This is a genomic window from Streptomyces sp. T12 (genome assembly GCF_028736035.1).
In the GTDB taxonomy this organism is placed as follows: Bacteria; Actinomycetota; Actinomycetes; order Streptomycetales; family Streptomycetaceae; genus Streptomyces.
Map to the genome: position 1 here is coordinate 5,294,153 of NZ_CP117866.1, position 22,781 is coordinate 5,316,933.

Below are 22,781 nucleotides of genomic sequence, written 5' to 3' on the forward strand. Positions count from 1 at the left end.
GGCCACGGAGACTGCCCTCCGAACACCGGTAGAACAGCGAATAGAACGCCACCGAACGCCTCGGCGGCCCACAGGGCCGGGGCGAAGCTTCCATACGCCCAGTCGGGGCGCTCCCAAGGCGCAGTAGGCTTCGGCGCGAGAGCCGGAGCCCCTGTACCCATGGGGACACACCAGCCCGAGGAGCGCCCCGAATGAGCCTGACCCTGAGGACGATCAGTCGCGAGCAGCATCTGGCGTACATCCAGAGCCTGCCGTCGGCGAGCCACATGCAGGTTCCGGCCTGGGCTGACGTCAAGGCGGAGTGGCGCTCGGAGAGCCTCGGCTGGTTCGACAAGAGCGGCGAACTCGTGGGTGCGGGCCTCGTCCTCTACCGGCAGCTGCCCAAGATCAAGCGCTATCTCGCCTATCTGCCCGAGGGCCCCGTCATCAACTGGTTCGCGCCGAATCTGACCGACTGGCTTGAGCCGATGCTCGCGCACCTGAAGCACCAGGGTGCCTTCTCCGTGAAGATGGGCCCGCCGGTGATCATCCGGCGCTGGGAGGCGGGCTCCATCAAGCAGGGCATCCAGAACCCGGACGTGAAGCGGCTGCGTGACATCGAGGCCGACTTCATCGAGCCGCGCGCCTTCGAGGTCGCCGACAAGCTGCGTCGTATGGGCTGGCAGCAGGGCGAGGACGGTGGCGCGGGCTTCGGCGACGTCCAGCCGCGCTACGTCTACCAGGTGCCGCTGGCGAACCGCTCCCTGGAAGAGGTCCACAAGAACTTCAACCAGCTGTGGCGCCGCAACATCAAGAAGGCCGAGAAGGCCGGCGTCGAGGTCGTCCAGGGCGGTTACCAGGACCTCGCGGAGTGGCAGCGCCTGTACGAGATCACGGCTGTGCGCGACCATTTCCGGCCGCGCCCGCTGTCTTACTTCCAGCGCATGTGGACGGCCCTCAACACCGAGGACCCCAACCGCATGCGGCTGTACTTCGCCCGCCACAACGGCGTGAACCTGTCGGCGGCGACGATGCTGATCGTCGGCGGACACGTCTGGTACTCCTACGGCGCCTCCGACAACATCGGCCGTGAGGTCCGGCCCTCGAACGCGATGCAGTGGCGGATGCTGCGCGACGCCTACGCGCTCGGCGCGACCGTCTACGACCTGCGGGGCATCTCCGACTCGCTGGACGAGACCGACCACCTGTTCGGCCTGATCCAGTTCAAGGTGGGCACGGGCGGGCAGGCCGCCGAGTACCTCGGCGAGTGGGACTTCCCGCTGAACAAGTTGCTCCACAAGGCGCTCGACATCTACATGTCGCGTCGCTGACCTCGCGTTCTCTGCTTCGATACCGTCAACAGCTGCACCGGCGATAGCTTCCATACCTCTGATACACCGCAGCCACGAGAAAGGTTCCAGGTCCGGCCATGGCGCTCACGCTCTACGTCGACACCGCGCGCTGGCGGGCGCACCACAAGCACGTGCAGGAGCAGTTCCCTGGCCTGGTCCCGGTCTGCAAGGGCAACGGCTACGGGTTCGGGCACGAGCGGCTGGCGGAGGAGGCCACGCGCCTGGGCTCCGATGTCCTCGCAGTCGGCACGACGTACGAGGCCGCACGCATAAAGGACTGGTTCGGCGGTGATCTGCTGGTACTGACGCCGTACCGGCGCGGCGAGGAGCCGGTGCCGCTGCCCGACCGGGTCATCCGCTCGGTGTCTTCGGTGGACGGCGTGTACGGCCTCGTCGGGGCCCGCGTCGTCATCGAGGTGATGTCCTCGATGAAGCGGCACGGCGTGAGCGAGCGCGAACTGCCGCAGTTGCACGCCGCCATAGAGAACGTCCGGCTCGAGGGTTTCGCCATCCACCTGCCGTTGGACCGCACCGACGGCTCGGACGCCGTCGAGGAGGTCATCGGCTGGATGGACCGCCTACGTGCCGCCCGGCTGCCGCTGCACACGATGTTCGTCAGCCACCTCAAGGCCGAGGAACTCGCCCGCCTGCAGCAGCAGTTCCCGCAGACCCGCTTCCGCGCCCGCATCGGCACCCGGTTGTGGCTGGGGGACCACGAGGCCACCGAGTACCGCGGCGCGGTCCTGGACGTCACGCGCGTCTCCAAGGGCGACCGCTTCGGTTACCGGCAGCAGAAGGCGGCCTCCGACGGCTTCCTGGTGGTCGTAGCGGGCGGTACGTCGCACGGGGTGGGTCTGGAGGCCCCCAAGGCCCTGCACGGCGTCATGCCGCGCGCCAAGGGCGTCGCCCGGGCCGGCCTTGCCACCGTCAACCGGAACCTTTCTCCCTTCGTATGGGGCGGCAAGCAGCGCTGGTTCGCGGAGCCGCCGCACATGCAGGTCTCGATCCTGTTCGTCCCCTCGGACGCTCCCGAGCCGAAGGTCGGTGACGAGTTGGTCGCCCATCTGCGGCACACCACCACGCAGTTCGACCGGCTCGTCGACCGCTGAACGAACGCCGCGGCGACTGAACGACCGCCGCTCGGCAACGCCGCACGACGAAAGGCCGTACACGGACTCTTCCGTGTACGGCCTTTCGCGTGCCCTGCCTACGCCCTGTTCGCTCAGAGCGAACCGCCGGTCGTCCCCTCTTTGCCCCACTCCACTTGCGGCCTGTCGAAGTGGGCCGCGTGCCGCGGTGGATGGGCCGCGGGGCCGAGCACGAAGACGTCGTCCGCTCGGTCGAGCACGCCGCCCGAGGGATCGTCGTCGCCGCCCCGGCGCACCGGGTCCCGCTCCGGCATGAGGATGTCCCGCACGACGACGGCGCACAGGTACAGCGTCCCCAGCAGGTGCACGCCGATGGCCCAGTGGTAGCCGTCGGGCGGCAGGCCCTTGTGGGCATCCCCGCTGGTCGTGTACGCGAGGTACATCCAGATCCCGAGGAAGTACGCCACTTCGCACGCCTGCCAGATGAGGAAGTCCCGCCACTTCGGCCGGGCCAGCACGGCCAGGGGCACCAGCCACAGCACGTACTGCGGCGAGTAGACCTTGTTGGTGAGGATGAACGCCGCGACGATCAGGAAGGCCAGCTGCGCGAAGCGCGGACGTCGCGGCGCGGTGAGCGTGAGCGCGGCGATGCCAGCACAGCACAGCAGCATCAGCAGGGTAGCGAGCGTATTGACGGTTTCCGTGCTCAGCGGGTCGGTGGAGTTCTGGGCCATGATCAGCCAGAAGGAGCCGAAGTCGACGCCTCGTTCCTGGCTGAACCGGTAGAACTGTGACCACCCGTCCCAGGCAAGGAGCATCACCGGAAGGTTCACGACGAGCCAGGCGACGACAGTGCCGCCCAGCGCCTTCCCGAAGTCCCGCCACTTGCCTGCACGCCAGCACAGGACGAGCAAGGGTCCGAGCAGGAAGACGGGATAGAGCTTGGCGGCCGTGGCGAGCCCCAGCAGGATGCCGAAGGCGAGGGAGCGGCCGCGTGACCACATCAGCATCGCGGCGGCCGTCAGGGCGACGGCCAGCAGGTCCCAGTTAATGGTCGCGGTCAGCGCGAAGGCGGGCGCGAGGGCGACCAGCAGACCGTCCCAGGGGCGCCGGGCGTGCGTGCGGGTCACGCAAACGGCGATGACGGCCGCGCACACCATCAGCATCCCGGCGTTGACCATCCAGTACCACTGCTCCTGGTCCTGGATACTGCCGCTGCCCGACGTGAGCCAGGAGGCGACCTCCATGAACACCCCGGTCAGCACGGGGTATTCGAGGTACTGCATGTCGCCGGGGAGCTTGTCGAAGTACGGCACCAGCCCGTCGGCGAAGCCGCGCCCCTGGTAGAGGTGCGGGATGTCCGAGTAACAGGCATGCGTGTACTGCGAGCTGGCGCCGAAGAACCATGCGCCGTTGTAGCAGGGTGCCTTCTGGATCAGACCGAGGGCGAACATGCCGATCGCCACGAGCGCGACGATCCGCACGGGAGTCCACCAAGACGTCCCGAGCAGGGCGCGCCGTCCGATGGGGCCACCGATCAGCTCACTCCCGCTCGCGGCGACCTCGTCCGCCTTGGTCGGCCGCACCAGGTCCGGCTCGTGCACGCTCGTGGGCGTCGTCTCTGCACTGGGCATGGGGCACATCCTGCCGTACCTGTCTGAGAACGGTGCGAGGACGACCTGGGTGCGACGTCTGAGTGTTTCACGTGAAACCGACGTTTCACGTGAAACAGGCCGCGCCCCCTTCCCGGTCCCGGGGAGCGGGAAGGGGGCTGAACAGCCGTACAAGCGGCAAAGGCCGGTGGCCGGCACCCTGCTTCGTGGGTGCCGGCCACCGGCCTTCTCGCGTCAGGTGAGACCGTCGGTCAGCCTGATGGTCCGCCGAAGATGCCTCCGTTGCCGTTGGCATTGCCTCCGGAGTTGTCCGTCTCCGTCACCGTCGGCGTAGGTGACGAGGTCACGCCTCCGTCCGCGCCACCGTTCTGCCCACCGTTGGCGGTGTCGCACTGCCAGCTGAAGTCGCCACAGGTGGTCGTCGGCGACGGCGACGGCGACGTCAGCGACTCGGACGGCGACGGCGAGGGGCTCGGGCTCTCCTCGACAGTCTCGGTGGGTGTCGGCGCCACGGTCGGCGTCGGCGTGTCGTTGATGATCTCGCCCATGGGTTCGGCCTCCGGGAAGGGCTCCGGGATGCCGTAACTCTTCATCGCCTCGACCATGTAGTCCTTCCAGACCTGAGCCGGGATGTCACCACCGTGGATGGACGGCACGCCACCGGTGCCGTTCATGGACAGCAGCTTGCCCTTGCCGGGGTCCGTCCGGAACAGGGTCACGGCTGTGGACAGCTCCCTGGTGTACCCGACGAACCACGCCGACTTGTTCTGGTCGGTCGTACCCGTCTTGCCGGCCACCGGGAACCCGATGTCCGCGACCTTCTTACCGGTGCCGTTCTGGACCACGTTCTCCAGGACGTCCGTCACGTTGTTCGCGATGTTGGCGTCCATGGCGCTCTGCTCCTTCGGGGCCTCGAACCCCTTGAGCAGCTCGCCGTCCTTGAGCACCTTGGTGACGGAGTACGGCTCGTAGTGGTTGCCGTCGTTGGCGAAGGTCCCGTACGCGTCGGCCATGCGGATGGCGCTGGGCGTCGACGTACCGAGCGAGAAGGACACGTTCCTGATGTTGGCCTGGTCGAAGAAGTTCGACGCAATGCCCATGTCGTTCGCGAGTTTCTGGGTGTTACGCAGGCCCACATCGATGCCCAGCTGCGCGAACGGGCTGTTGATGGACTGCTCCATAGCCTTCTTGAGCGTGACCATGCCCCAGGCTTTGGTGCCCTCGTTCTTCTGTCGGAACGGCTTTCCGTTGTTACCCATGATCGGGTCGCCGTTCTGGTCCTTGATCACGAGAAGGTCGTTGCCGTTGTACTTGGCCAGGGGCGAGAGCGGCTCAGGGGCGGTCTCGTAGGTCCCGTACTTCATCGCGGCGGCCAGCACGATGGGCTTCCAGGTCGATCCGACCGGCACACCCAGGGTGTTGGCGTTGTTGGAGTAGTGCCCCTTGTCGTAGCCCTCGCCGCCGTACAGCGCGACGATCGCTCCGGTCTTGGGATCGACCGACGCACCACCGAACTGGACGTACTTGTCCTTCTCCCGCTTCTTGGGTTCGAGGAAGCCCTTCCGCGTCTTCTCGACGGCTGCCGCCAGCTCGTTGACCTTCTTCTTGTCGAAGGTCGTGTAGATGCGGTAGCCGCCCTTCTCCAGGTCCTCGGGGGACAGACCCGCCTTCTTGGCGACGTACTCCTTGGCGATGTCGATGAGATAGCCGCTCTGCCCGGACAGGTTCGAGTTCTGCTTCTTGAAATTGGGGAAGCTGCCGACCTTGGCACGGTCCGCGGCCGACATGCGCCCCACCTCGACCATGCGGTCCAGGATCCACGACCAGCGTTCCTTGGCCCGCTCGGTATTGGCCGCCGCCGTGGCACCCGCTCCCACACCGCCGTCGGGGTTGTAGAAGTTAGGGCCCTTCAGTACGGCGGCGAGGAAGGCGCACTGCGAGGTGGTGAGTTTCTTGGCGTCCACGCCGAAGTACGCCTGGGCCGCCGCCTGGATGCCGTAGGAGTTACGGCCGTAGTAGGCGGTGTTGAGGTAGCCCGCGAGGATGTCGTCCTTGGACAGCTTCTGGTTCACCTTGATGGAGATGAACAGTTCCTTGAACTTACGGGAGATCGTCTGTTCCTGGCTCAGGTAGGTGTTCTTCACGAACTGCTGGGTGATGGTCGAACCACCCTGCGTCTCGCCGCCCCGCGCCATGTTGAGGAGGGCTCGCCCGATACCGGCCGGGTCGATGCCGCTGTCCTCGTAGAAGGACGCGTTCTCGGCGGAGACCACCGCGTTCTTCATCTCCCTCGGGATCTCCGCGTTGCTCACGAGCTGGCGGTTCGTCTGACCGCCGGTCGACGCCATCTGCTTGCCGTTGGACCAGTAGAAGACGTTGTTCTGCGCCAGAGCGGTGTCCTGTTCAGTGGGGATGCCCACCATGGCGTACCCGATGCCCGCAGCAGTGACCAGACCGCCCATGAAAGCGAGGAAGATGCCCGTGATGAGCCGCCACGACGGCACCCAGCGCGCCGCACCGTACTTGCCCGCACGTGGATAGTCGATGAACCGCTTCTTGGCGGGCGGGGCCGACCGCCCTCGGCCGCGCCCGGGACCGCTCGGGGCGCCGGGAGCGGCACGGCGGCCGCCCCGGCCCGGTTCTGCCGCTCTACGGCGGCTGCCCCCGCCTCTCTGGGCAGCGCGCCGTGCCTCGGCGCGTCCGCCGTACGGACGTTCCTCGCCTTCCGAACCGCTGGACTCCGACCCGTACGAGTCGGAAGGAGATCCGGTGGCGCCTCGCGGTGCCGCTCGGCGGCCGGGAGACGAGCCGGCCTGGCCGCGTCGGGCCGCGGCACGTCCGCCTCCCTGCGGCTGCGGCGGTTTGCGACGGTGCTCGCTCATCGAACGACTACTCCTCGGGCAGGCGCACCCCTGCGCGCCTGACAACGGCGGCTGTTTTCCGGTCCCCCCGAAGTACGGATGCGGTCGGTTCCGCATTCACCCGTACTGCACCAAGGACGACGACGCCCTCAGGCGCCACTCGGTTCCCAGTGCTGTGCATGGCGCACAGACTACGCACCGCCAAAGCCCCACTAGCCCCGAACTTCATCCCAAATCAGGCAACTCGCTCCACATGAATCGTTGATGTGATCCCGTTCACCGTTCCCCCACTTGTCGCATCCGGAAGGCCGTTCTATCGTCGTGATGTATCGAGTCGATACATCAGCGCGAGATATGACGAGGAGGCGAGGGGATGAGCCGACGTTCCGGGATCCTTGAGTTCGCCGTACTCGGACTGCTCCGCGAATCCCCGATGCACGGCTATGAGCTGCGCAAACGACTCAATACGTCGCTGGGCGTGTTCCGTGCGTTCAGCTACGGCACGCTCTACCCCTGCCTCAAGACGCTGGTCGCCAACGGCTGGTTGATCGAGGAACCGGGGAACACCCCCGAGGACGCCCTCACCGCACCACTCGCGGGGCGTCGCGCCAAGATCGTCTACCGGTTGACGGCGGAAGGTAAGGAGCACTTCGAGGAACTGCTCTCGCAGACCGGCCCTGACGCGTACGAGGACGAGCACTTCGCTGCCCGATTTGCCTTCTTCGGACGCACACCACAGGACGTGCGCATGCGCGTGCTGGAGGGCCGCCGCAGCCGGCTGGAGGAGCGTCTGGAGAAGATGCGCGCCTCCCTGGCGCGCACCCGGGAGCGCCTCGACGACTACACGCTTGAGCTCCAGCGCCACGGGATGGAGTCCGTGGAGCGCGAAGTGCGCTGGCTGAACGAGCTCATCGAGAGCGAGCGGGCCGGGCGGGACCTGAAAGGTTCCGCTTCCGGGGGGTCCGCTCATCAGGACACCACATCTGGAGAGCCGGGCGATCTGCCCCGTCCCGGGGGCACCCCCGGGACGGATTCGCCCGGCGACACCGCCACGTGAGAGCCCAGTCAGGGCCTCACTCGTACACACAGGGAGCAACCGGAATGGGTTCGGTTCGCGTAGCCGTCGTCGGCGTCGGCAACTGCGCCGCGTCGCTGGTTCAGGGAGTCGAGTACTACAAGGACGCCGACCCGGCGTCCAGGGTCCCCGGCCTGATGCACGTGCAGTTCGGCGACTACCACGTCCGTGACGTCGAGTTCGTCGCCGCCTTCGATGTCGACGCGAAGAAGGTCGGCCTCGACCTCGCGGACGCCATCGGTGCCAGCGAGAACAACACCATCAAGATCTGCGACGTGCCCCGCTCCGGCGTGACCGTCCAGCGCGGCCACACCCTCGACGGTCTCGGCAAGTACTACCGCGAGACGATCGAGGAGTCCGCCGAGGCCCCGGTCGACGTGGTCCAGGTCCTCAAGGACAAGCAGGTCGACGTCCTCGTCTGCTACCTGCCCGTGGGCTCCGAGGACGCGGCGAAGTTCTACGCCCAGTGCGCCATCGACGCCAAGGTCGCCTTCGTCAACGCCCTGCCGGTCTTCATCGCCGGTACGAAGGAGTGGGCGGACAAGTTCACCGAGGCGGGCGTCCCGATCGTCGGCGACGACATCAAGTCCCAGGTCGGCGCCACCATCACGCACCGCGTCATGGCGAAGCTGTTCGAGGACCGCGGCGTCGTCCTGGACCGCACGATGCAGCTGAACGTCGGCGGCAACATGGACTTCAAGAACATGCTCGAGCGTGACCGCCTCGAGTCCAAGAAGATCTCCAAGACGCAGGCCGTCACCTCCCAGATCCCCGACCGGGACCTCGGCGAGAAGAACGTCCACATCGGCCCGTCCGACTACGTCGCCTGGCTCGACGACCGCAAGTGGGCCTACGTCCGCCTCGAAGGCCGCGCCTTCGGTGACGTCCCGCTGAACCTGGAGTACAAGCTCGAGGTCTGGGACTCCCCGAACTCCGCCGGCGTCATCATCGACGCCCTGCGCGCCGCGAAGATCGCCAAGGACCGCGGCATCGGCGGCCCGATCCTGTCGGCGTCGAGCTACTTCATGAAGTCCCCGCCGGTCCAGTACTTCGACGACGAGGCCCGCGAGAACGTCGAGAAGTTCATCAAGGGCGAGGTCGAGCGCTAAGCAGACGGCGCCGCACTAATACGCTCCTGCCAGAGCTGCCGAGGGCCCCCGGGTTGCATCGCCCGGGGGCCCTCCCCGTATGTGAGGCTGTGCCCCATGTCCGTCGTACGCGACCTGCGGGTCCTGCTGCGCTTCCGGTACTTCCGGCGCCTGCTCGTCGTACGCCTGCTCTCACAGGGCGCCGACGGCGTCTACCAGACCGCGCTCGCCACGTACGTCGTCTTCTCCCCGGAGAAACAGACCTCGGCCGCCGCGATCGCCTCCGCGATGGCGGTGCTGCTCCTGCCGTACTCCCTGGTGGGCCCATTCTCCGGCGTCCTGCTGGACCGCTGGCGCCGCCGCCAGGTTCTTCTGTACGGCAGCCTGTTACGCACCGTGCTGGCCTCGGCGACAGCCCTCCTGATCATCACCGAGGTCCCGGACTGGCTCTTCTACGTCTCCGCCCTGTGCGTCACCGCCGTCAACCGCTTCGTCCTGTCCGGACTGTCCGCCGCGCTGCCACGCGTGGTCGACGACGAACGTCTGGTGATCGCCAACTCCCTTTCCCCGACCGCCGGAACGCTCGCCGCGAGCGTGGGGGCCGGTCTGGCCTTCGTCGTACGGCTGGCGGCCTGGAACTCCGATGCTGCAGTGGTGCTCCTGGGAGCTGCCCTGTATCTGTGCGCGGGGCTGGCGGCACTGCGCATGCCGCGGGAACTGCTAGGTCCTGATCGAGAGTTGGTGCAGCCACGCTTGGCCGCGGCGATCTCCGGCACCGCGCGCGATCTGGCGGCCGGGGTACGTCATCTCGCCACGCCGCCGCGGAGGGAAGCCGTCTGGGCGCTGCTCACGATGACCCTGATGCGCTTCTGCTACGGCGCCCTGCTGGTCACGCTGCTAATGCTCTGCCGATACGCCTTCTCCTCGAACGCCGATGACGGACTCGCCCTGCTGGGGCTGGCGTTGGCGATCTCTGCCGTCGGCTTCTTCGCCGCGGCGGTGGCGACCCCGTGGGCTGCGGGGCGGCTGGGCTCCGGCCTCTGGATCGCTGTGTGTGCGGGGGCGGCCGCGGTCCTGGTGCCCGCCCTCGGCCTCCCGTTCGCCACAACTCCCATGCTGATGGCGGCATTCGTCCTTGGCCTGACGACGCAGGGGGCGAAGATCGCGACGGACACGATCGTGCAGGCCTCGGTCGAGGACGGCTTCCGCGGCCGGATCTTCTCCGTCTACGACGTGCTGTTCAACGTCGCGTTCGTCAGCGCCGCCGGCGTCGCCGCCGTGATACTTCCGCCGGACGGCCGCTCGACAGCACTCGTTGTCGCAGTCGCTGTTATCTACGCGGCAGTTGCTGGGGCTATGGCCCGCTTTGAACACCGGTCTGTGTCACATCAATGACACAGAGCCACTCCCGGCTACGCGGGTGTCAGTGGGGGCCGATAACTTACGTGCGTCTTATTTCCGCGCTTAGTTCGCGCCACGCACCCAAGTTCTAGGGGGACCCCCAAGTGACCACTCCGCCGCCCCAGGGCAACCCGTTCGCCCAGGGCCAGAACCCGTACACCCAGGGGCAGCAGCCCTACGGCCAGCCTCAGGGCCAGGCACCGTACCCGCCCCAGGCCGGCTACCCGCAGCAGCCGGGCCAGCCCGGGTTCCCCCAGCAGGGCGCGGCGCCTTACGCACCGGTTCCGCCGCAGCCTCGCCGCAAGCTCAGCTTCAAGACGATCAAGAACATCGTCATCGTCGTGGCCGCCGTGACTGTGGCCATCGTGGGCTTCATATCCAGCCGGGACGACGCCGACACGGCGGCGGTCGGTGACTGCATGCACCGCGGCAGCACCAGTTCCACCCACCCGGACCTCGAGGTCGTCGACTGCAGCTCCTCGGAAGCCCAGTACGTGGTGCTGGCCAAGATCGAGGGCTCGTACACCACCGAGCTCACAGCCAGCAGCAAGTGCGAGAGCGAAGCCAAGGACTTCCAGTACACGTACACGCAGAGCAGCAAGAGCAGCGACTTTCTGCTCTGCCTGAAGGACTACAAGAAGTAGGCGGACGCCGACAGGGGCGGTGTTTCACGTGAAACACCGCCCCTCGACGCATCCTGGGGGGCATGTTTCACGTGAAACATGCCCCCCGTCTCACAGCCTCAGCCTTGCGCGGCCCACCATTGTTTGAGCGCCGCAACCGCCTCGTCGTGCACCATCGGCCCGTTCTCCAGCCGCAACTCCAGCATGTGCTTGTACGCGCGACCAATGGCCGGCCCGGGCCCGACGCCGAGGATCTCCATGATCTGGTTGCCGTCGAGGTCGGGGCGGATGGCGTCCAGTTCCTCCTGCTCCTGGAGTTGAGCGATCCGCTCCTCCAAGCCGTCGTAAGCGCGGGACAGGGCGGCGGCCTTGCGCTTGTTTCGCGTGGTGCAGTCGGAGCGGGTCAGCTTGTGGAGGCGGTCCAGAAGCGGGCCGGCGTCACGGACGTAGCGGCGGACGGCGGAGTCCGTCCACTCTCCGGTGCCGTAGCCGTGGAAGCGCAGGTGGAGTTCGACCAGACGTGAGACGTCCTTCACCAGCTCGTTGGAGTACTTGAGCGCCAGCATGCGCTTCTTCGTCATCTTCGCGCCGACCACCTCATGGTGGTGGAACGAGACCCGGCCGTCCTTCTCGAAGCGGCGCGTGCGCGGCTTGCCGATGTCGTGCAGCAGTGCGGCCAGCCGGAGGGTCAGGTCGGCGCCGTCCTCCTCCAACGCCATCGCCTGCTCCAGGACGATCAGCGTGTGCTCGTAGACGTCCTTGTGCCGATGGTGCTCGTCACTCTCCAGCCGCAGCGCCGGCAGCTCGGGCAGCACATGATCCGCGAGCCCGGTGTCGACCAGCAGGGTCAGCCCCTTGCGGGGGTACGCGGACAGGATCAGCTTGTTCAGCTCATCCCGCACCCGCTCCGCCGAGACGATCTCGATGCGGCCTGACATCTCCTTCATGGCAGTGACGACCTCAGGAGCCACCTCGAAGTCGAGCTGGGCCGCGAAGCGCGCCGCCCGCATCATGCGCAGCGGATCGTCCGAGAAGGACGCCTCCGGCGTACCCGGGGTCCGCAGCACCCGCGCTGCGAGGTCCTCCAGCCCGCCGTGCGGATCGATGAACTCCTTCTCCGGCAGCGCGACGGCCATAGCGTTCACCGTGAAGTCGCGCCGGACAAGGTCTTCCTCGATGGAGTCGCCGTACGACACCTCGGGCTTGCGTGAGGTCCGGTCGTAGGCCTCCGACCGGTAGGTCGTCACCTCGATCTGAAAGTCTCGATCAGCGGCTCCGCCGCGGACACGCTTCTGCGCCCCGACGGTGCCGAAGGCGATCCCGACCTCCCACACGGCATCGGCCCACGGGCGCACGATCTTCAGTACGTCCTCGGGGCGGGCGTCGGTCGTGAAGTCCAGGTCGTTGCCGAGCCGGCCGAGCAGCGCGTCCCGGACCGATCCGCCGACCAGGGCGAGTGAGAACCCGGCCTCCTGGAAACGGCGGGCGAGGTCGTCGGCGACAGGCGCGACCCGCAGCAGTTCACTCACCGCGCGGTGCTGCACCTGGCTCAGGACACTGGGCTTGTCTTCGTTGGCGTTCGGCACAACAGAAGAGGGTACGTGGCCCGGGCGATCGCGGGCGCCTCCATTAAACGTGCACACCGCGTGCACGGATACCCGCATCAAAAGGTGCACGAGGCCCGCCTTGCGACGTAGGGAATCGCTCCTCTTTATTCCTGTACATACAGGGCAGGACGACGGTGCGGCCCGATCTTGTGGAGCACACCGCGGCACTTCCCCTCAGCGCGCATCGTTACCATGCGTGGACGCACATTCCGACGACCACTGACGACGACGAGGGACGGGCGAGCGCGTGGCCGAGGCGGCAGACTTCCAGGGGATGAGTCCCTCACCTGCCCGCCGGTGGCTGCGGCGCACCGGAGCACTGTTCGCCGGGGCGCCTCTGCTGGCCGGCCTGCTCCAGCTGCCCGCCGCCGCGCCCTCGCAGGCCGCCGGGCAGGACTCCCTGCAGGCCGCCTCCGGCTCGGGCACGGTGGCCGTGGCTGTGGACTCGCTCACCCCCTCCGTCCCCGGTGACGGCGACACACTGACCGTGTCCGGCACGGTGACCAACCAGGGCAAGCAGGCCGTCACCGACGCCCAGGTGGACCTGCGCCCGGGGCCCGCCCTGAACACGCGCTCGGACATCGACGCGGTCGCCGGTCGCACCGGCTACCAGGAGGGTGTCGACGGGGCTCCGGTGGGCGGGAAGTACGTCAAGAAGTTCTCCAAGCTCACCCCGGGCGTCTCCCAGCGCTTCAGCATCTCCGTGCCGGTCGACGATCTGGACCTGGGCAGAGACGGGGTCTACCAGTTCGCCGTCTCCCTGTCCGGCGAGACGTCCGCGCAGCCCTGGGATCAGGTGCTCGGCATCCAGCGGACGTTCCTGCCGTGGCAGCCCGACGGGGCCGACACGAAGACCCGGACGACGGTGCTGTGGCCGCTCATCTCCACCGCACACATGACGGCGCAGACGGGGTCGAACGAATCGCAGACGCCGGTCTTCCGCGACGACGACCTCGCCAAGGAGATCTCCCCCGGCGGCCGTCTGCAGCAGCTGGTGTCGCTGGGCAGGGAGCTCGACGTCACCTGGGTGATCGACCCCGAACTGCTGGCCTCCGTGGACGCGATGACGGACAGCTACCGCGTGCAGGGCGAGGGTGACACGACCACGGCGGGCACCCATCAGGAGGTCGCCAAACAGTGGCTGGCCGAGCTGCAGGAGGCGGTGCAGGACAAGGAGGTCGTCGCCCTGCCCTTCGCCGACCCCGACCTGGCCTCACTGGCGCACAACGGCACGAACGTCACCGGCTCCCTGAACCACCTCAAGGAAGCCGCCGACGTCGCCGCCGACACGGTCGACTCGATCCTTCACGTGGAGCCCACCACCGACTTCGCCTGGCCCGTGAACGGCGCCGTCGACCCGTCCATCGTCAAGGTCGCCACCTCGGCCGGCGCGGACAAGGTGATCGCCCGCAGCGACAGCCTGGTGGAGACGGGCGGCCTGCCCTACACGCCCTCCGCGGCCCGCCCCATCGGCGGCGGCACGACGGCGGTCGTGGCAGACGCACGGATGTCGACGGTGTTCCAGGGGAACCTGACAAGGGCGTCGAGCTCGACGCTCACCGTGCAGAGGTTCCTGGCCCAGAGCCTGGCCCTCAACCTGCAGGCGGACAAGCAGCGCAGCATCGTCGTCGCTCCGCAGCGGATGCCGACTGCGAGCCAGGCCCAGGCGATGGCCGAGGCGGTGGCGGCGCTCCAGGGCGGCACGTGGTCCCAGTCCCAGGAGCTCTCGGCCGCGGCCACGGCCAAGCCCGACTCCGGCGCCACCACGAAGGTGCCAGCCGCCTCCGAGTACCCCTCCTCGCTGCGCAAGCAGGAGCTGCCGCGGTCGGTCTACGAGCAGATCGCGACCACGCAGGACAAGCTCGACAAGTTCAAGGTGATCCTCAGCAAGGAGGCCCGCGTGGTGACGCCCTTCGGGCGGGCCATGAACCGGGAGATGTCCACGTCGTGGCGCGGCCGCTCCGCGCAGGCGGCGGACTATCGCAACGGCGTGGAGGCGTACATCGACTCCCTGGCGGGCCAGGTCACGCTGATCGACAAGTCGGAGACCAAGCTCTCCGGACGCAGCGCCACGATTCCCGTGACGGTGCAGAACAACCTGGTGCAGGGCGTCGAGCACCTGGTGCTCCGGCTCACCTCGAAGAGCCCGAGGCGCCTCGAGATCAGTGGCGAGCGCTATTACGAACAGGACGTCGCGGTGTCCGGCGGGCACAGCCAGACGGTGAAGTTCACCACGTCGGCTCAGGCCAACGGCCAGGCCACGGTGGTCGCCCAGCTGTTCACGGAGGACGGCCAGCCGTACGGCGCGCCCGTCACGTTCGACGTGAAGGTCACCGAGTTCACGGCCACCGTGATGCTGGTCATCGGCGGCGGCTTCCTCCTGCTCGTCCTCGCCGGATTCCGGATGTACACGCAGCGCAAGCGCGCGGCCGCCGCCCGTGAGGCCGAGGAGGACGGCCCCACGGAGAGGAGCGAAGCCGACGGCGGCCCGGAGAACCAGGAAGGCCCCGCGGGCCGTCTCACGCCCGAGAACCTCCTCGAGGAGGAATCCGGCACCGGTACCCGGGCAGACGCCCCGGAGCAGCCGAGTGACCTGACACCGGACACCGCAACGGAAAGCGCCGACCCGTCCGGCACGGGTGAGAGAGTGGACCGTTGAGCGATGTCGTGGCCGGTGGGCCCGGGACGATGAGGTGGGGTAACCATGAACGCGCCGTACGACGGTGACCGCGGCCAGGCCGCGGGCAGCTCGGGGCACCCCGAGGGCCCGCCGCCCGAGCACGGCCAGGTACCGCCGCAGCACCCCGCGGACATGTACCTCCAGGACGCCTACGACCAGGACCCCTACCGGGCCCAGGACCTCACCGCCCAGGACCCGGTCGCCGAGGCGCTGTACGACCGTGCCGCCCACCCGCCGCCCCCGCCGGGCACGTACCAGCCGCAGCAGCCGCTGTACGGCCAGCCGCCCCAGTCGCCGTACGCCCCCGACCCGCACGTATGGGCACAAACCCCGGCGCCCGAGCCGGACGGCCCGAACCAGTACCTGCCGTACGGCGACGACCCCCGCACGACCCAGTACGTGGGCGTCGACGACCTCGTCACGCACTCCACCGAGGAGCGCCCCGAGCACGACGCCTTCGCGCACCTCTTCCGCGACCAGCAGCAGGGCGGCGGATATCCGCAGTACCAGCCGCCGACAGTCCCGGGACCTTCCCCGGCACCGGCCACGGGCCCGGCTGCGGGCCCGTACGAGGCCCCTGCGCCACCTGCCGCTGCCGAAGTGACCGCGCCGTCGCCCGCTCCTGCCCCGGCGCCTGCCGCGAAGAAGGGCGGGCGGGTCGGCGGTCTGCTGAAGTCGAGCGCGGTGATGGCGGCGGGGACGATGGTCTCCCGGCTCACCGGGTTCGTCCGTTCCATGATGATCGTCTCGGCACTGGGACTCGGCCTTCTCGGTGACTCCTTCCAGGTCGCCTACCAGTTGCCGACGATGATCTACATCCTGACCGTCGGCGGCGGCCTCAACTCCGTCTTCGTGCCCCAGCTCGTGCGTGCCATGAAGGACGACGAGGACGGCGGCGAGGCGTACGCGAACCGTTTGCTCACCTTGGTGATGGTGGCGCTGGCCTCACTCACCGCACTCGCGATGTACGGCGCCCCACTCCTGGTCAGCGCGCTGTCCACCAAGGTCGCCGGCGACCCCGCCGCCAACGACGTGGCGGTCACCTTCACCCGGTACTTCCTGCCCTCGATCTTCTTCATGGGCGTCCATGTGGTGATGGGGCAGATCCTCAACGCTCGCGGCAAGTTCGGCGCGATGATGTGGACCCCGGTCCTGAACAACATCGTCATCATCGTGACGCTCGGAATGTTCCTCTGGGTGTACGGCACCGCGGAGCACTCCGGCATGGAGGTCACGAACATCCCGCCGGAGGGGCAGCGGCTCCTGGGCATCGGTGTTCTGCTCGGCCTGGTCGTCCAGGCCCTGGCGATGATCCCGTACCTGCGCGAGACCGGATTCCGGCTGCGGCTTCGCTTCGACTGGCGGGGCCACGGCCTCGGCAAGGCCGCAGTGCTCGCCAAGTGGACCATCCTGTTCGTCCTGGCCAACCAGGCGGGGGCGCTCGTAGTCACCCAGCTGTCCACCTCCGCGGGCATCGACTCCGGCGTCGACGGCACCGGTTTCGCCGCCTATGCCAACGCCCAGCTGATCTGGGGTCTGCCGCAGGCCATCATCACCGTCTCGCTGATGGCCGCTCTACTGCCGCGGCTCTCCCGCTCGGCGGCCGAGGGCGACGGCGGTGCCGTCCGGGACGACATCTCCCAGGGCCTGCGGACGACGGCGGTCGCGATCGTCCCCATCGCCTTCGGGTTCCTGTCCCTGGGCATCCCGATGTGCACCCTGATGTTCGGCTCCTCGGGCACGAGCGAGGCCACGAACATGGGCTTCATGCTGATGGCCTTCGGCCTCGGCCTGATCCCGTACTCCGTGCAGTACGTTGTCCTGCGCGCCTTCTACGCCTACGAGGACACCCGCACCCCCTTCTACAACACGGTCATCGTGGCGGCCGTCAACGCTGCCGCCTCCGCCGTCTGCTACTACGTCATCCCGGCCCGCTGGGCCGTGGTCGGCATGGCCGCCTCGTACGGCCTGGCCTACGCGATCGGTGTCGGCGTCGCCTGGAACCGGCTGCGCAAGAAGCTGGGCGGCGACCTGGACGGCACCCGGGTGATGCGGACGTACGCAAGACTCTGCATCGCCTCGGTGCCCGCGGCGCTGCTGAGCGGTGCGGCCTGTTACGGGATCGCCCGGGCCCTCGGCCAGGGCGTCCTCGGCTCCTTCGCCGCCCTGCTGGCCGGCGGAGCCGTGCTGCTCGGGATCTTCTTCGTCGCCGCCCGCCGGATGCGCATCGAAGAGCTGAACTCACTGGTCGGCATGGTTCGCGGGCGCCTGGGTCGCTGAAGCTGGGGTACGCGCACAACCATCGTCCGCCACCGTGTGTCGTGCATAGCGGCGGACTGTGGGCACAATTGGTTCGGCGTCGGACGGCGCGCACGAAGTCGTACGGCGCGCAATAGATGGGGAGGCAGGAACGACGGTGGCGGAACGGAGCACGGCTGCCGTCGACGTGGCAGACAACAGCGGCGACGAGCCGCTGACCGCACAGGCGGACCAGTCCACGGCCGACGGGGTGGCCAAGAATCGGGAGCGGGACACGGACACCGACGAGGCACAGGGGAGTGGCGGGACCGAGGGTCCCGGAAAGGCCTCACCACCCGAGCTGCACAGCGGACACAAACTCGCCAGACGCTATCGCCTCGAGGAGTGCGTCACCCGTCTGGACGGTTTCAGCAGTTGGCGTGCGGTCGACGAGAAACTCCGTCGCGCCGTCGGCGTGCACATCCTGCCCGCGGACCATGCGCGGGCCCGTTCCGTACTGGCCGCGGCCCGCTCCTCCGCGCTGCTCGGCGACCCCCGCTTCGTCCAGGTCCTCGACGCCGTCGAGGAGAACGACCTCGTCTACGTCGTCCACGAGTGGCTCCCCGACGCGACCGAACTGACCACGTTGCTCGCCTCCGGCCCGCTGGAGGTGTACGACGCCTACCAGATGGTCACCCAGGTGTCCGCCGCCATGGCCGCCGCCCATCGCGAGGGCCTGGCCCATCTCCGCCTCAACCCGAACGCCGTGCTGCGCTCGTCGACCGGCCAGTGGCGCATCCGCGGCCTCGCGGTGAACGCCGCGCTGCGCGGCATCAGCTCCGACACCCCGCAGCGCACCGACACGGAGGCCATCGGCGCGCTGCTGTACGCCGCGCTCACCCAGCGCTGGCCGTACGAGAGCGACGCCTACGGCTTGTCGGGGCTGCCGAAGGACGTCGGTCTGATCGCCCCCGACCAGGTGCGCGCCGGCGTCCACCGTGGCCTGTCCGAGCTCACCATGCGCGCGCTGGTCAACGACGGCGCGACCGCGTCCCGGCACGAGTCCGCGTGCGCGACGCCGGAGGAGCTGGTGAAGGCGATCGGCGAGATGCCCCGCATCCGCCCGCCGGAGCCCGCGTTCACGGCCCCGCCGGACTATCAGCGCACGACGTACCAGCAGGGCACCTACGGCCGCCAGGCGCCGCATCCGGGCGCCACCCAGCCGGTACCGACCCCGCCGCCCCCACTGCAGAGCCGCACCGGCAAGGCGCTCAAGTGGGCCGTCTCGGCCCTCCTGATCGCTGCCCTCGGCCTCGGCAGTTGGCAGCTCGCGGATGCGCTCATGGACCAGGGCAACAAGTCCGAGGACAGTAACCAGACGCAGACGACGGACGAGGACGGCGGCGACAAGCCCGCCGCGCCCCTAAAGCAGATCCCGATCGACAGCGTGCAGGAGTTCGCGCCGAGCGGGTCCGGCATACAGGAGGACGAGGTCCAGCTCGCCATCGACGGCAAGGCGGACACCGCATGGGTCACCCCGCAGTACCAGGGATACGCCAACTTCGGCAACCTGCCGCAGCGCAAGGAGGGCAGTGGACTGATCCTGGACCTCGGAAGCGTGAAGAGCTTGTCCCGCCTCGACATCTCCATGTACCGCAGCGGGCAGACCGCCGAAGTGCTCGCGGCGGACGCCAGTGCCTCGGCTCCCACATCCCTGAGTGATTTCTCCCAGCGGTTGACCAAGCTGTCGTCCACCGGATCCAGCCTCCAGGTCGAACTGAAGAAGCCGATCCGTACGCGGTACGTTCTCATCCACATTACGGAGCTGCCGGAAGACGGGTCTGCGGACCGGTTCCGCGGTGGCATCTCGGAGGTCGAGATCAAGGGCTGACCGAGGGCGGGCTCGCGATGTGCCGGAGGGCCTGTGTTCAGGACTTCTCCACGATGCCGCGAGCTCGCTTAGAGTTGCCCATGGGAGGGGCCGATGGCAGAGGACGCCGGATACGGCGATGCAAGCGACCAGCACCTTCTCGCCAGCCATGTAGAAGGCGATCCCGACGCCTTTGGTGAGCTCGTGCGGCGTCACCGCGATCGGCTCTGGGCGGTGGCCCTGCGGACGCTCGGCGACCGCGAGGAGGCCGCTGACGCCGTCCAGGACGCCCTCGTCTCCGCCTACCGGGCCGCCCACACGTTCAGGGGCCAGTCGGCCGTCACGACCTGGCTGCACCGGATCACCGTGAACGCCTGTCTGGACCGCGCCCGCAAGGCCGCCTCCCGTAAGACCTCCCCCGTCGACGACACCGAGCGCCTGGAGCAGTTGCTGGAGCCCCACGAGGAGGCATCCGCTCCGGCCGAGCGCAACGATCTGCATCGCCAGTTGCTGGAGGCCCTCGGCACGCTGCCGCCCGATCAGCGCGCGGCGCTCGTCCTGGTGGACATGCAGGGATACCCGGTCGCGGAAGCCGCCCGGGTCCTCGATGTGCCGACCGGCACGGTCAAGAGCCGATGTGCGCGAGGCAGAGCCAGACTCCTGCCTCTCCTCAAGCATCTGCGACCGGAAAGCGCCAGTGACGGCAAGTATCCCGACGAGAGGCGGAACCGGACGCAGGGGACATCCGTCCCACCGGCAGCGGGTCCACACGCCACAGGGCGAGCCACGGATCCGCGCGATACCGGGCCGAGTGATTCAGCTGCAGTGAAGGGCGGAGGTGGGCGAGCGTGACTTCCACGACAGACACGGCCGGGCACCCGGACGTCGCCGAGATCTCCGACCTCACCGAGGGCCTTCTCCCCCCGTCCAGGACCGCCGACGTACGGCGGCATCTGGACGAGTGCGAGCTGTGCGCGGACGTCCACACATCACTTGAGGAGATCCGAGGGTTGCTCGGCACACTGCCCGGACCCTCACACATGCCCGCCGATGTCGCGGGGCGGATCGACGCCGCCCTCGCCGCAGAGGCTCTGCTCAACGCCACGGCGCCCGATGACGTCGACCAGCCGAAGCTCGCCGGCGTGACCCGCTCGGTCTCCGCAGCGGACGACGGCGCGCATGTTTCACGTGAAACATCGGCAACGACAGACCGTCCGGCAGGCCGCGCCCGCTCCTCGACCACCGGCCCCGGCCGCAAGGACCGCAAGAAGGCCGGCCGACGCAAGGTCGCCGTCCTCAGCGCCGCATTCACAGCCGCCGCCCTGGGCCTCGGCTCTGTGCTGCTGACCTCACTGATGGGGGGCGGAGGGGCTGGTCCATCGGCCGACGGTGGGCAGACCGCCGCCGATACGTTCTCCGCAGCGAAGCTGGAGAAGCAGGTCGCCGATCTCCTCGCCAAGAGCGAGAGCTCCCCAGGCAGCTCCCGCGCTCCGGAACGGAGCCTGGGCGTGGAAGGCGGGCCCGACACCAAGAGCCCCCAGATCCTGCGCGAGATCACGGTGCCCGAGTGCATCAAGAAGGGCATCGGCCGCAACGACGCGGCGCTCGCTGCTAAGGAAGGCGTCTACAAGGGGAAGGACGCTCTGCTCGTCGTGCTGCCCGATGCCTCTGACATCACCCGGGTCACCGTCTACGTCATGGACGCCACCTGTGTGAAGCAGCCGTCGTCGACCAAGGCCAAGGTTCTCCTGACGGACTCCTACGCGCGCTCCTGAGAAGCCGGCGCTTCGTCTCCTTCAGGCGTGACAACCCCTACGGTGTGGCATCACCGTGTGCCCGGACACAGTGGGAATGCGCGCCCCTTAGGATCCGTTGGGTGGGTGAGAGTTCTGAAAGGGGCTCCACCCGGTCCGACGACGCAGTCCAGAGACGAGGAACCAAGCCGTGAGCGACGTCCGTAACGTGATCATCATCGGCTCCGGGCCCGCCGGCTACACGGCGGCGCTCTACACCGCGCGCGCGTCGCTGAAGCCGCTTGTGTTTGAGGGCGCCGTCACCGCCGGCGGTGCGCTCATGAACACGACCGAGGTCGAGAACTTCCCGGGCTTCCAGGACGGCATCATGGGCCCCGAGCTCATGGACAACATGCGCGGCCAGGCCGAGCGCTTCGGAGCCGAACTCATCCCGGACGATATCGTCAACGTCGACCTGAGTGGTGAGATCAAGACCGTCACCGACACCGCGGGCACGATCCACCGGGCGAAGGCCGTCATCGTCGCCACCGGCTCGCAGCACCGCAAGCTCGGCCTGCCGAACGAGGACGCCCTCTCCGGCCGCGGTGTCTCCTGGTGCGCCACCTGCGACGGCTTCTTCTTCAAGGACCAGGACATCGCCGTGATCGGCGGCGGCGACACCGCGATGGAGGAGGCCACCTTCCTCTCCCGCTTCGCCAAGTCCGTGACCATCGTCCACCGCCGTGACACCCTGCGCGCCTCCAAGGCGATGCAGGACCGCGCGTTCGCCGACCCGAAGATCAAGTTCGTCTGGGACAGCGAGGTGGCCGAGGTCCAGGGCGAGCAGAAGCTCTCCGGCCTGAAGCTGCGCAACGTCAAGACCGGCGAGCTCTCGGACCTGGCGGTCACCGGCCTGTTCATCGCGATCGGGCACGACCCGCGGACCGAGCTGTTCAAGGGCCAGCTGGAGCTGGACGAGGAGGGCTACCTCAAGGTCGACGCCCCCTCCACGCGCACCAACGTGACCGGTGTCTTCGGCGCCGGCGATGTGGTGGACCACACCTACCGCCAGGCGATCACCGCGGCCGGCACCGGCTGCTCCGCCGCCCTCGACGCCGAGCGCTTCCTCGCCGCCCTCGCGGACGAGGAGAACGCCGAGCCCGAGAAGACCTCTGTCTGACCCCCACCCACCCCACCACGCACCACAGTTAAGGAGCCCGCCGTGGCCGGCACCCTGAAGAACGTGACCGACGACTCCTTCGAGCAGGACGTCCTCAAGAGCGACAAGCCCGTCCTGGTGGACTTCTGGGCCGCCTGGTGCGGACCGTGCCGCCAGATCGCGCCGTCCCTCGAGGCGATCGCCGCCGAGTACGGCGACAAGATCGAGATCGTCAAGCTGAACATCGACGAGAACCCGGGTACGGCCGCCAAGTACGGCGTCATGTCCATCCCGACGCTGAACGTCTACCACAACGGCGAGGTCGCCAAGACCATCGTCGGCGCCAAGCCGAAGGCCGCCATCGTTCGCGACCTCGAGGACTTCATCGCCGAGTGACGTTTCACGTGAAACACG

Annotated in this window: 16 protein-coding genes; 13 read left to right on the top strand and 3 right to left on the bottom strand. The window is 68.2% G+C overall.

From position 1 onward, the window contains the following. Window positions 1-191: 191 nt before the first annotated feature. Both femX and PBV52_RS23755 read left to right on the top strand, forming a co-directional pair. The gene (femX, locus tag PBV52_RS23750; RefSeq protein ID WP_274240959.1) at window positions 192-1,310 is read left to right on the top strand and encodes a peptidoglycan bridge formation glycyltransferase FemX; all 1,119 of its coding nucleotides are present in this window, start codon (window positions 192-194) and stop codon (window positions 1,308-1,310) included. 98 nt (window positions 1,311-1,408) lie between these two features. Next, window positions 1,409-2,440, top strand: coding sequence for an alanine racemase (locus PBV52_RS23755; protein ID WP_274240960.1), 1,032 nt, complete (start codon window positions 1,409-1,411; stop codon window positions 2,438-2,440). 113 nt (window positions 2,441-2,553) lie between these two features. Here the strand turns inward: PBV52_RS23755 and PBV52_RS23760 are convergent, their stop codons facing one another. Together PBV52_RS23760 and PBV52_RS23765 are read right to left on the bottom strand one after the other, a co-directional pair. After that, window positions 2,554-4,053, bottom strand: a complete 1,500-nt coding sequence (locus PBV52_RS23760) for a glycosyltransferase family 87 protein (RefSeq protein ID WP_274240961.1) — start codon at window positions 4,051-4,053, stop codon at window positions 2,554-2,556. A gap of 230 nt (window positions 4,054-4,283) precedes the next feature. After that, on the bottom strand, window positions 4,284-6,914 hold the full coding sequence (locus PBV52_RS23765; protein WP_274240962.1) for a transglycosylase domain-containing protein: 2,631 nt from the start codon (window positions 6,912-6,914) through the stop codon (window positions 4,284-4,286). 352 nt (window positions 6,915-7,266) lie between these two features. On the opposite strand from PBV52_RS23765, the gene PBV52_RS23770 reads away from it, so the two are divergent. The 4 genes from PBV52_RS23770 to PBV52_RS23785 all read left to right on the top strand — a co-directional run bounded on the left by PBV52_RS23770 (window position 7,267) and on the right by PBV52_RS23785 (window position 11,101). Next, the gene (locus PBV52_RS23770) at window positions 7,267-7,950 is read left to right on the top strand and encodes a PadR family transcriptional regulator (protein ID WP_274240963.1); all 684 of its coding nucleotides are present in this window, start codon (window positions 7,267-7,269) and stop codon (window positions 7,948-7,950) included. A 44-nt stretch (window positions 7,951-7,994) separates the two neighbouring features. Next, window positions 7,995-9,077: an inositol-3-phosphate synthase gene (locus PBV52_RS23775; RefSeq protein WP_274240964.1), complete on the top strand. Its 1,083-nt coding sequence runs from the start codon at window positions 7,995-7,997 to the stop codon at window positions 9,075-9,077. Window positions 9,078-9,173: 96 nt separating this feature from the next. Continuing rightward, window positions 9,174-10,451, top strand: a complete 1,278-nt coding sequence (locus PBV52_RS23780; protein ID WP_274240965.1) for an MFS transporter — start codon at window positions 9,174-9,176, stop codon at window positions 10,449-10,451. 110 nt (window positions 10,452-10,561) lie between these two features. Continuing rightward, window positions 10,562-11,101, top strand: coding sequence for a hypothetical protein (locus tag PBV52_RS23785; RefSeq protein ID WP_274240966.1), 540 nt, complete (start codon window positions 10,562-10,564; stop codon window positions 11,099-11,101). 98 nt (window positions 11,102-11,199) lie between these two features. Here the strand turns inward: PBV52_RS23785 and PBV52_RS23790 are convergent, their stop codons facing one another. Next, window positions 11,200-12,666: a CCA tRNA nucleotidyltransferase gene (locus tag PBV52_RS23790; protein WP_274240968.1), complete on the bottom strand. Its 1,467-nt coding sequence runs from the start codon at window positions 12,664-12,666 to the stop codon at window positions 11,200-11,202. A gap of 268 nt (window positions 12,667-12,934) precedes the next feature. Between PBV52_RS23790 and PBV52_RS23795 the strand changes: the two genes are divergently transcribed. The 7 genes from PBV52_RS23795 (at window position 12,935) to trxA (ending at window position 22,763) form a co-directional block, all read left to right on the top strand. Continuing rightward, on the top strand, window positions 12,935-15,346 hold the full coding sequence (locus tag PBV52_RS23795) for a DUF6049 family protein (RefSeq protein WP_274240969.1): 2,412 nt from the start codon (window positions 12,935-12,937) through the stop codon (window positions 15,344-15,346). 45 nt (window positions 15,347-15,391) lie between these two features. Next, window positions 15,392-17,647 carry a murein biosynthesis integral membrane protein MurJ gene (gene murJ / locus PBV52_RS23800; RefSeq protein WP_274240970.1) on the top strand — a complete coding sequence of 752 codons (2,256 nt, stop codon included), beginning with the start codon at window positions 15,392-15,394 and terminating at the stop codon, window positions 17,645-17,647. 136 nt (window positions 17,648-17,783) lie between these two features. Further along, window positions 17,784-19,496: a protein kinase family protein gene (locus PBV52_RS23805; protein ID WP_274240972.1), complete on the top strand. Its 1,713-nt coding sequence runs from the start codon at window positions 17,784-17,786 to the stop codon at window positions 19,494-19,496. Between the two features lie 93 nt (window positions 19,497-19,589). Beyond that, window positions 19,590-20,327: an RNA polymerase sigma factor SigM gene (gene sigM / locus PBV52_RS23810; RefSeq protein ID WP_274240973.1), complete on the top strand. Its 738-nt coding sequence runs from the start codon at window positions 19,590-19,592 to the stop codon at window positions 20,325-20,327. After that, the gene (locus PBV52_RS23815; protein ID WP_274240974.1) at window positions 20,324-21,250 is read left to right on the top strand and encodes a hypothetical protein; all 927 of its coding nucleotides are present in this window, start codon (window positions 20,324-20,326) and stop codon (window positions 21,248-21,250) included. The genes sigM and PBV52_RS23815 overlap by 4 nt, the downstream gene beginning before the upstream one ends. 169 nt (window positions 21,251-21,419) lie before the next feature. Continuing rightward, complete coding sequence (trxB, locus tag PBV52_RS23820) at window positions 21,420-22,388, top strand: thioredoxin-disulfide reductase (protein ID WP_274240975.1); 969 nt, start codon at window positions 21,420-21,422, stop codon at window positions 22,386-22,388. Between the two features lie 42 nt (window positions 22,389-22,430). Continuing rightward, window positions 22,431-22,763 (top strand): thioredoxin, encoded by a 333-nt coding sequence (gene trxA / locus PBV52_RS23825; RefSeq protein WP_062707865.1) that lies wholly within the window; start codon window positions 22,431-22,433, stop codon window positions 22,761-22,763. Window positions 22,764-22,781 lie beyond the last annotated feature (18 nt).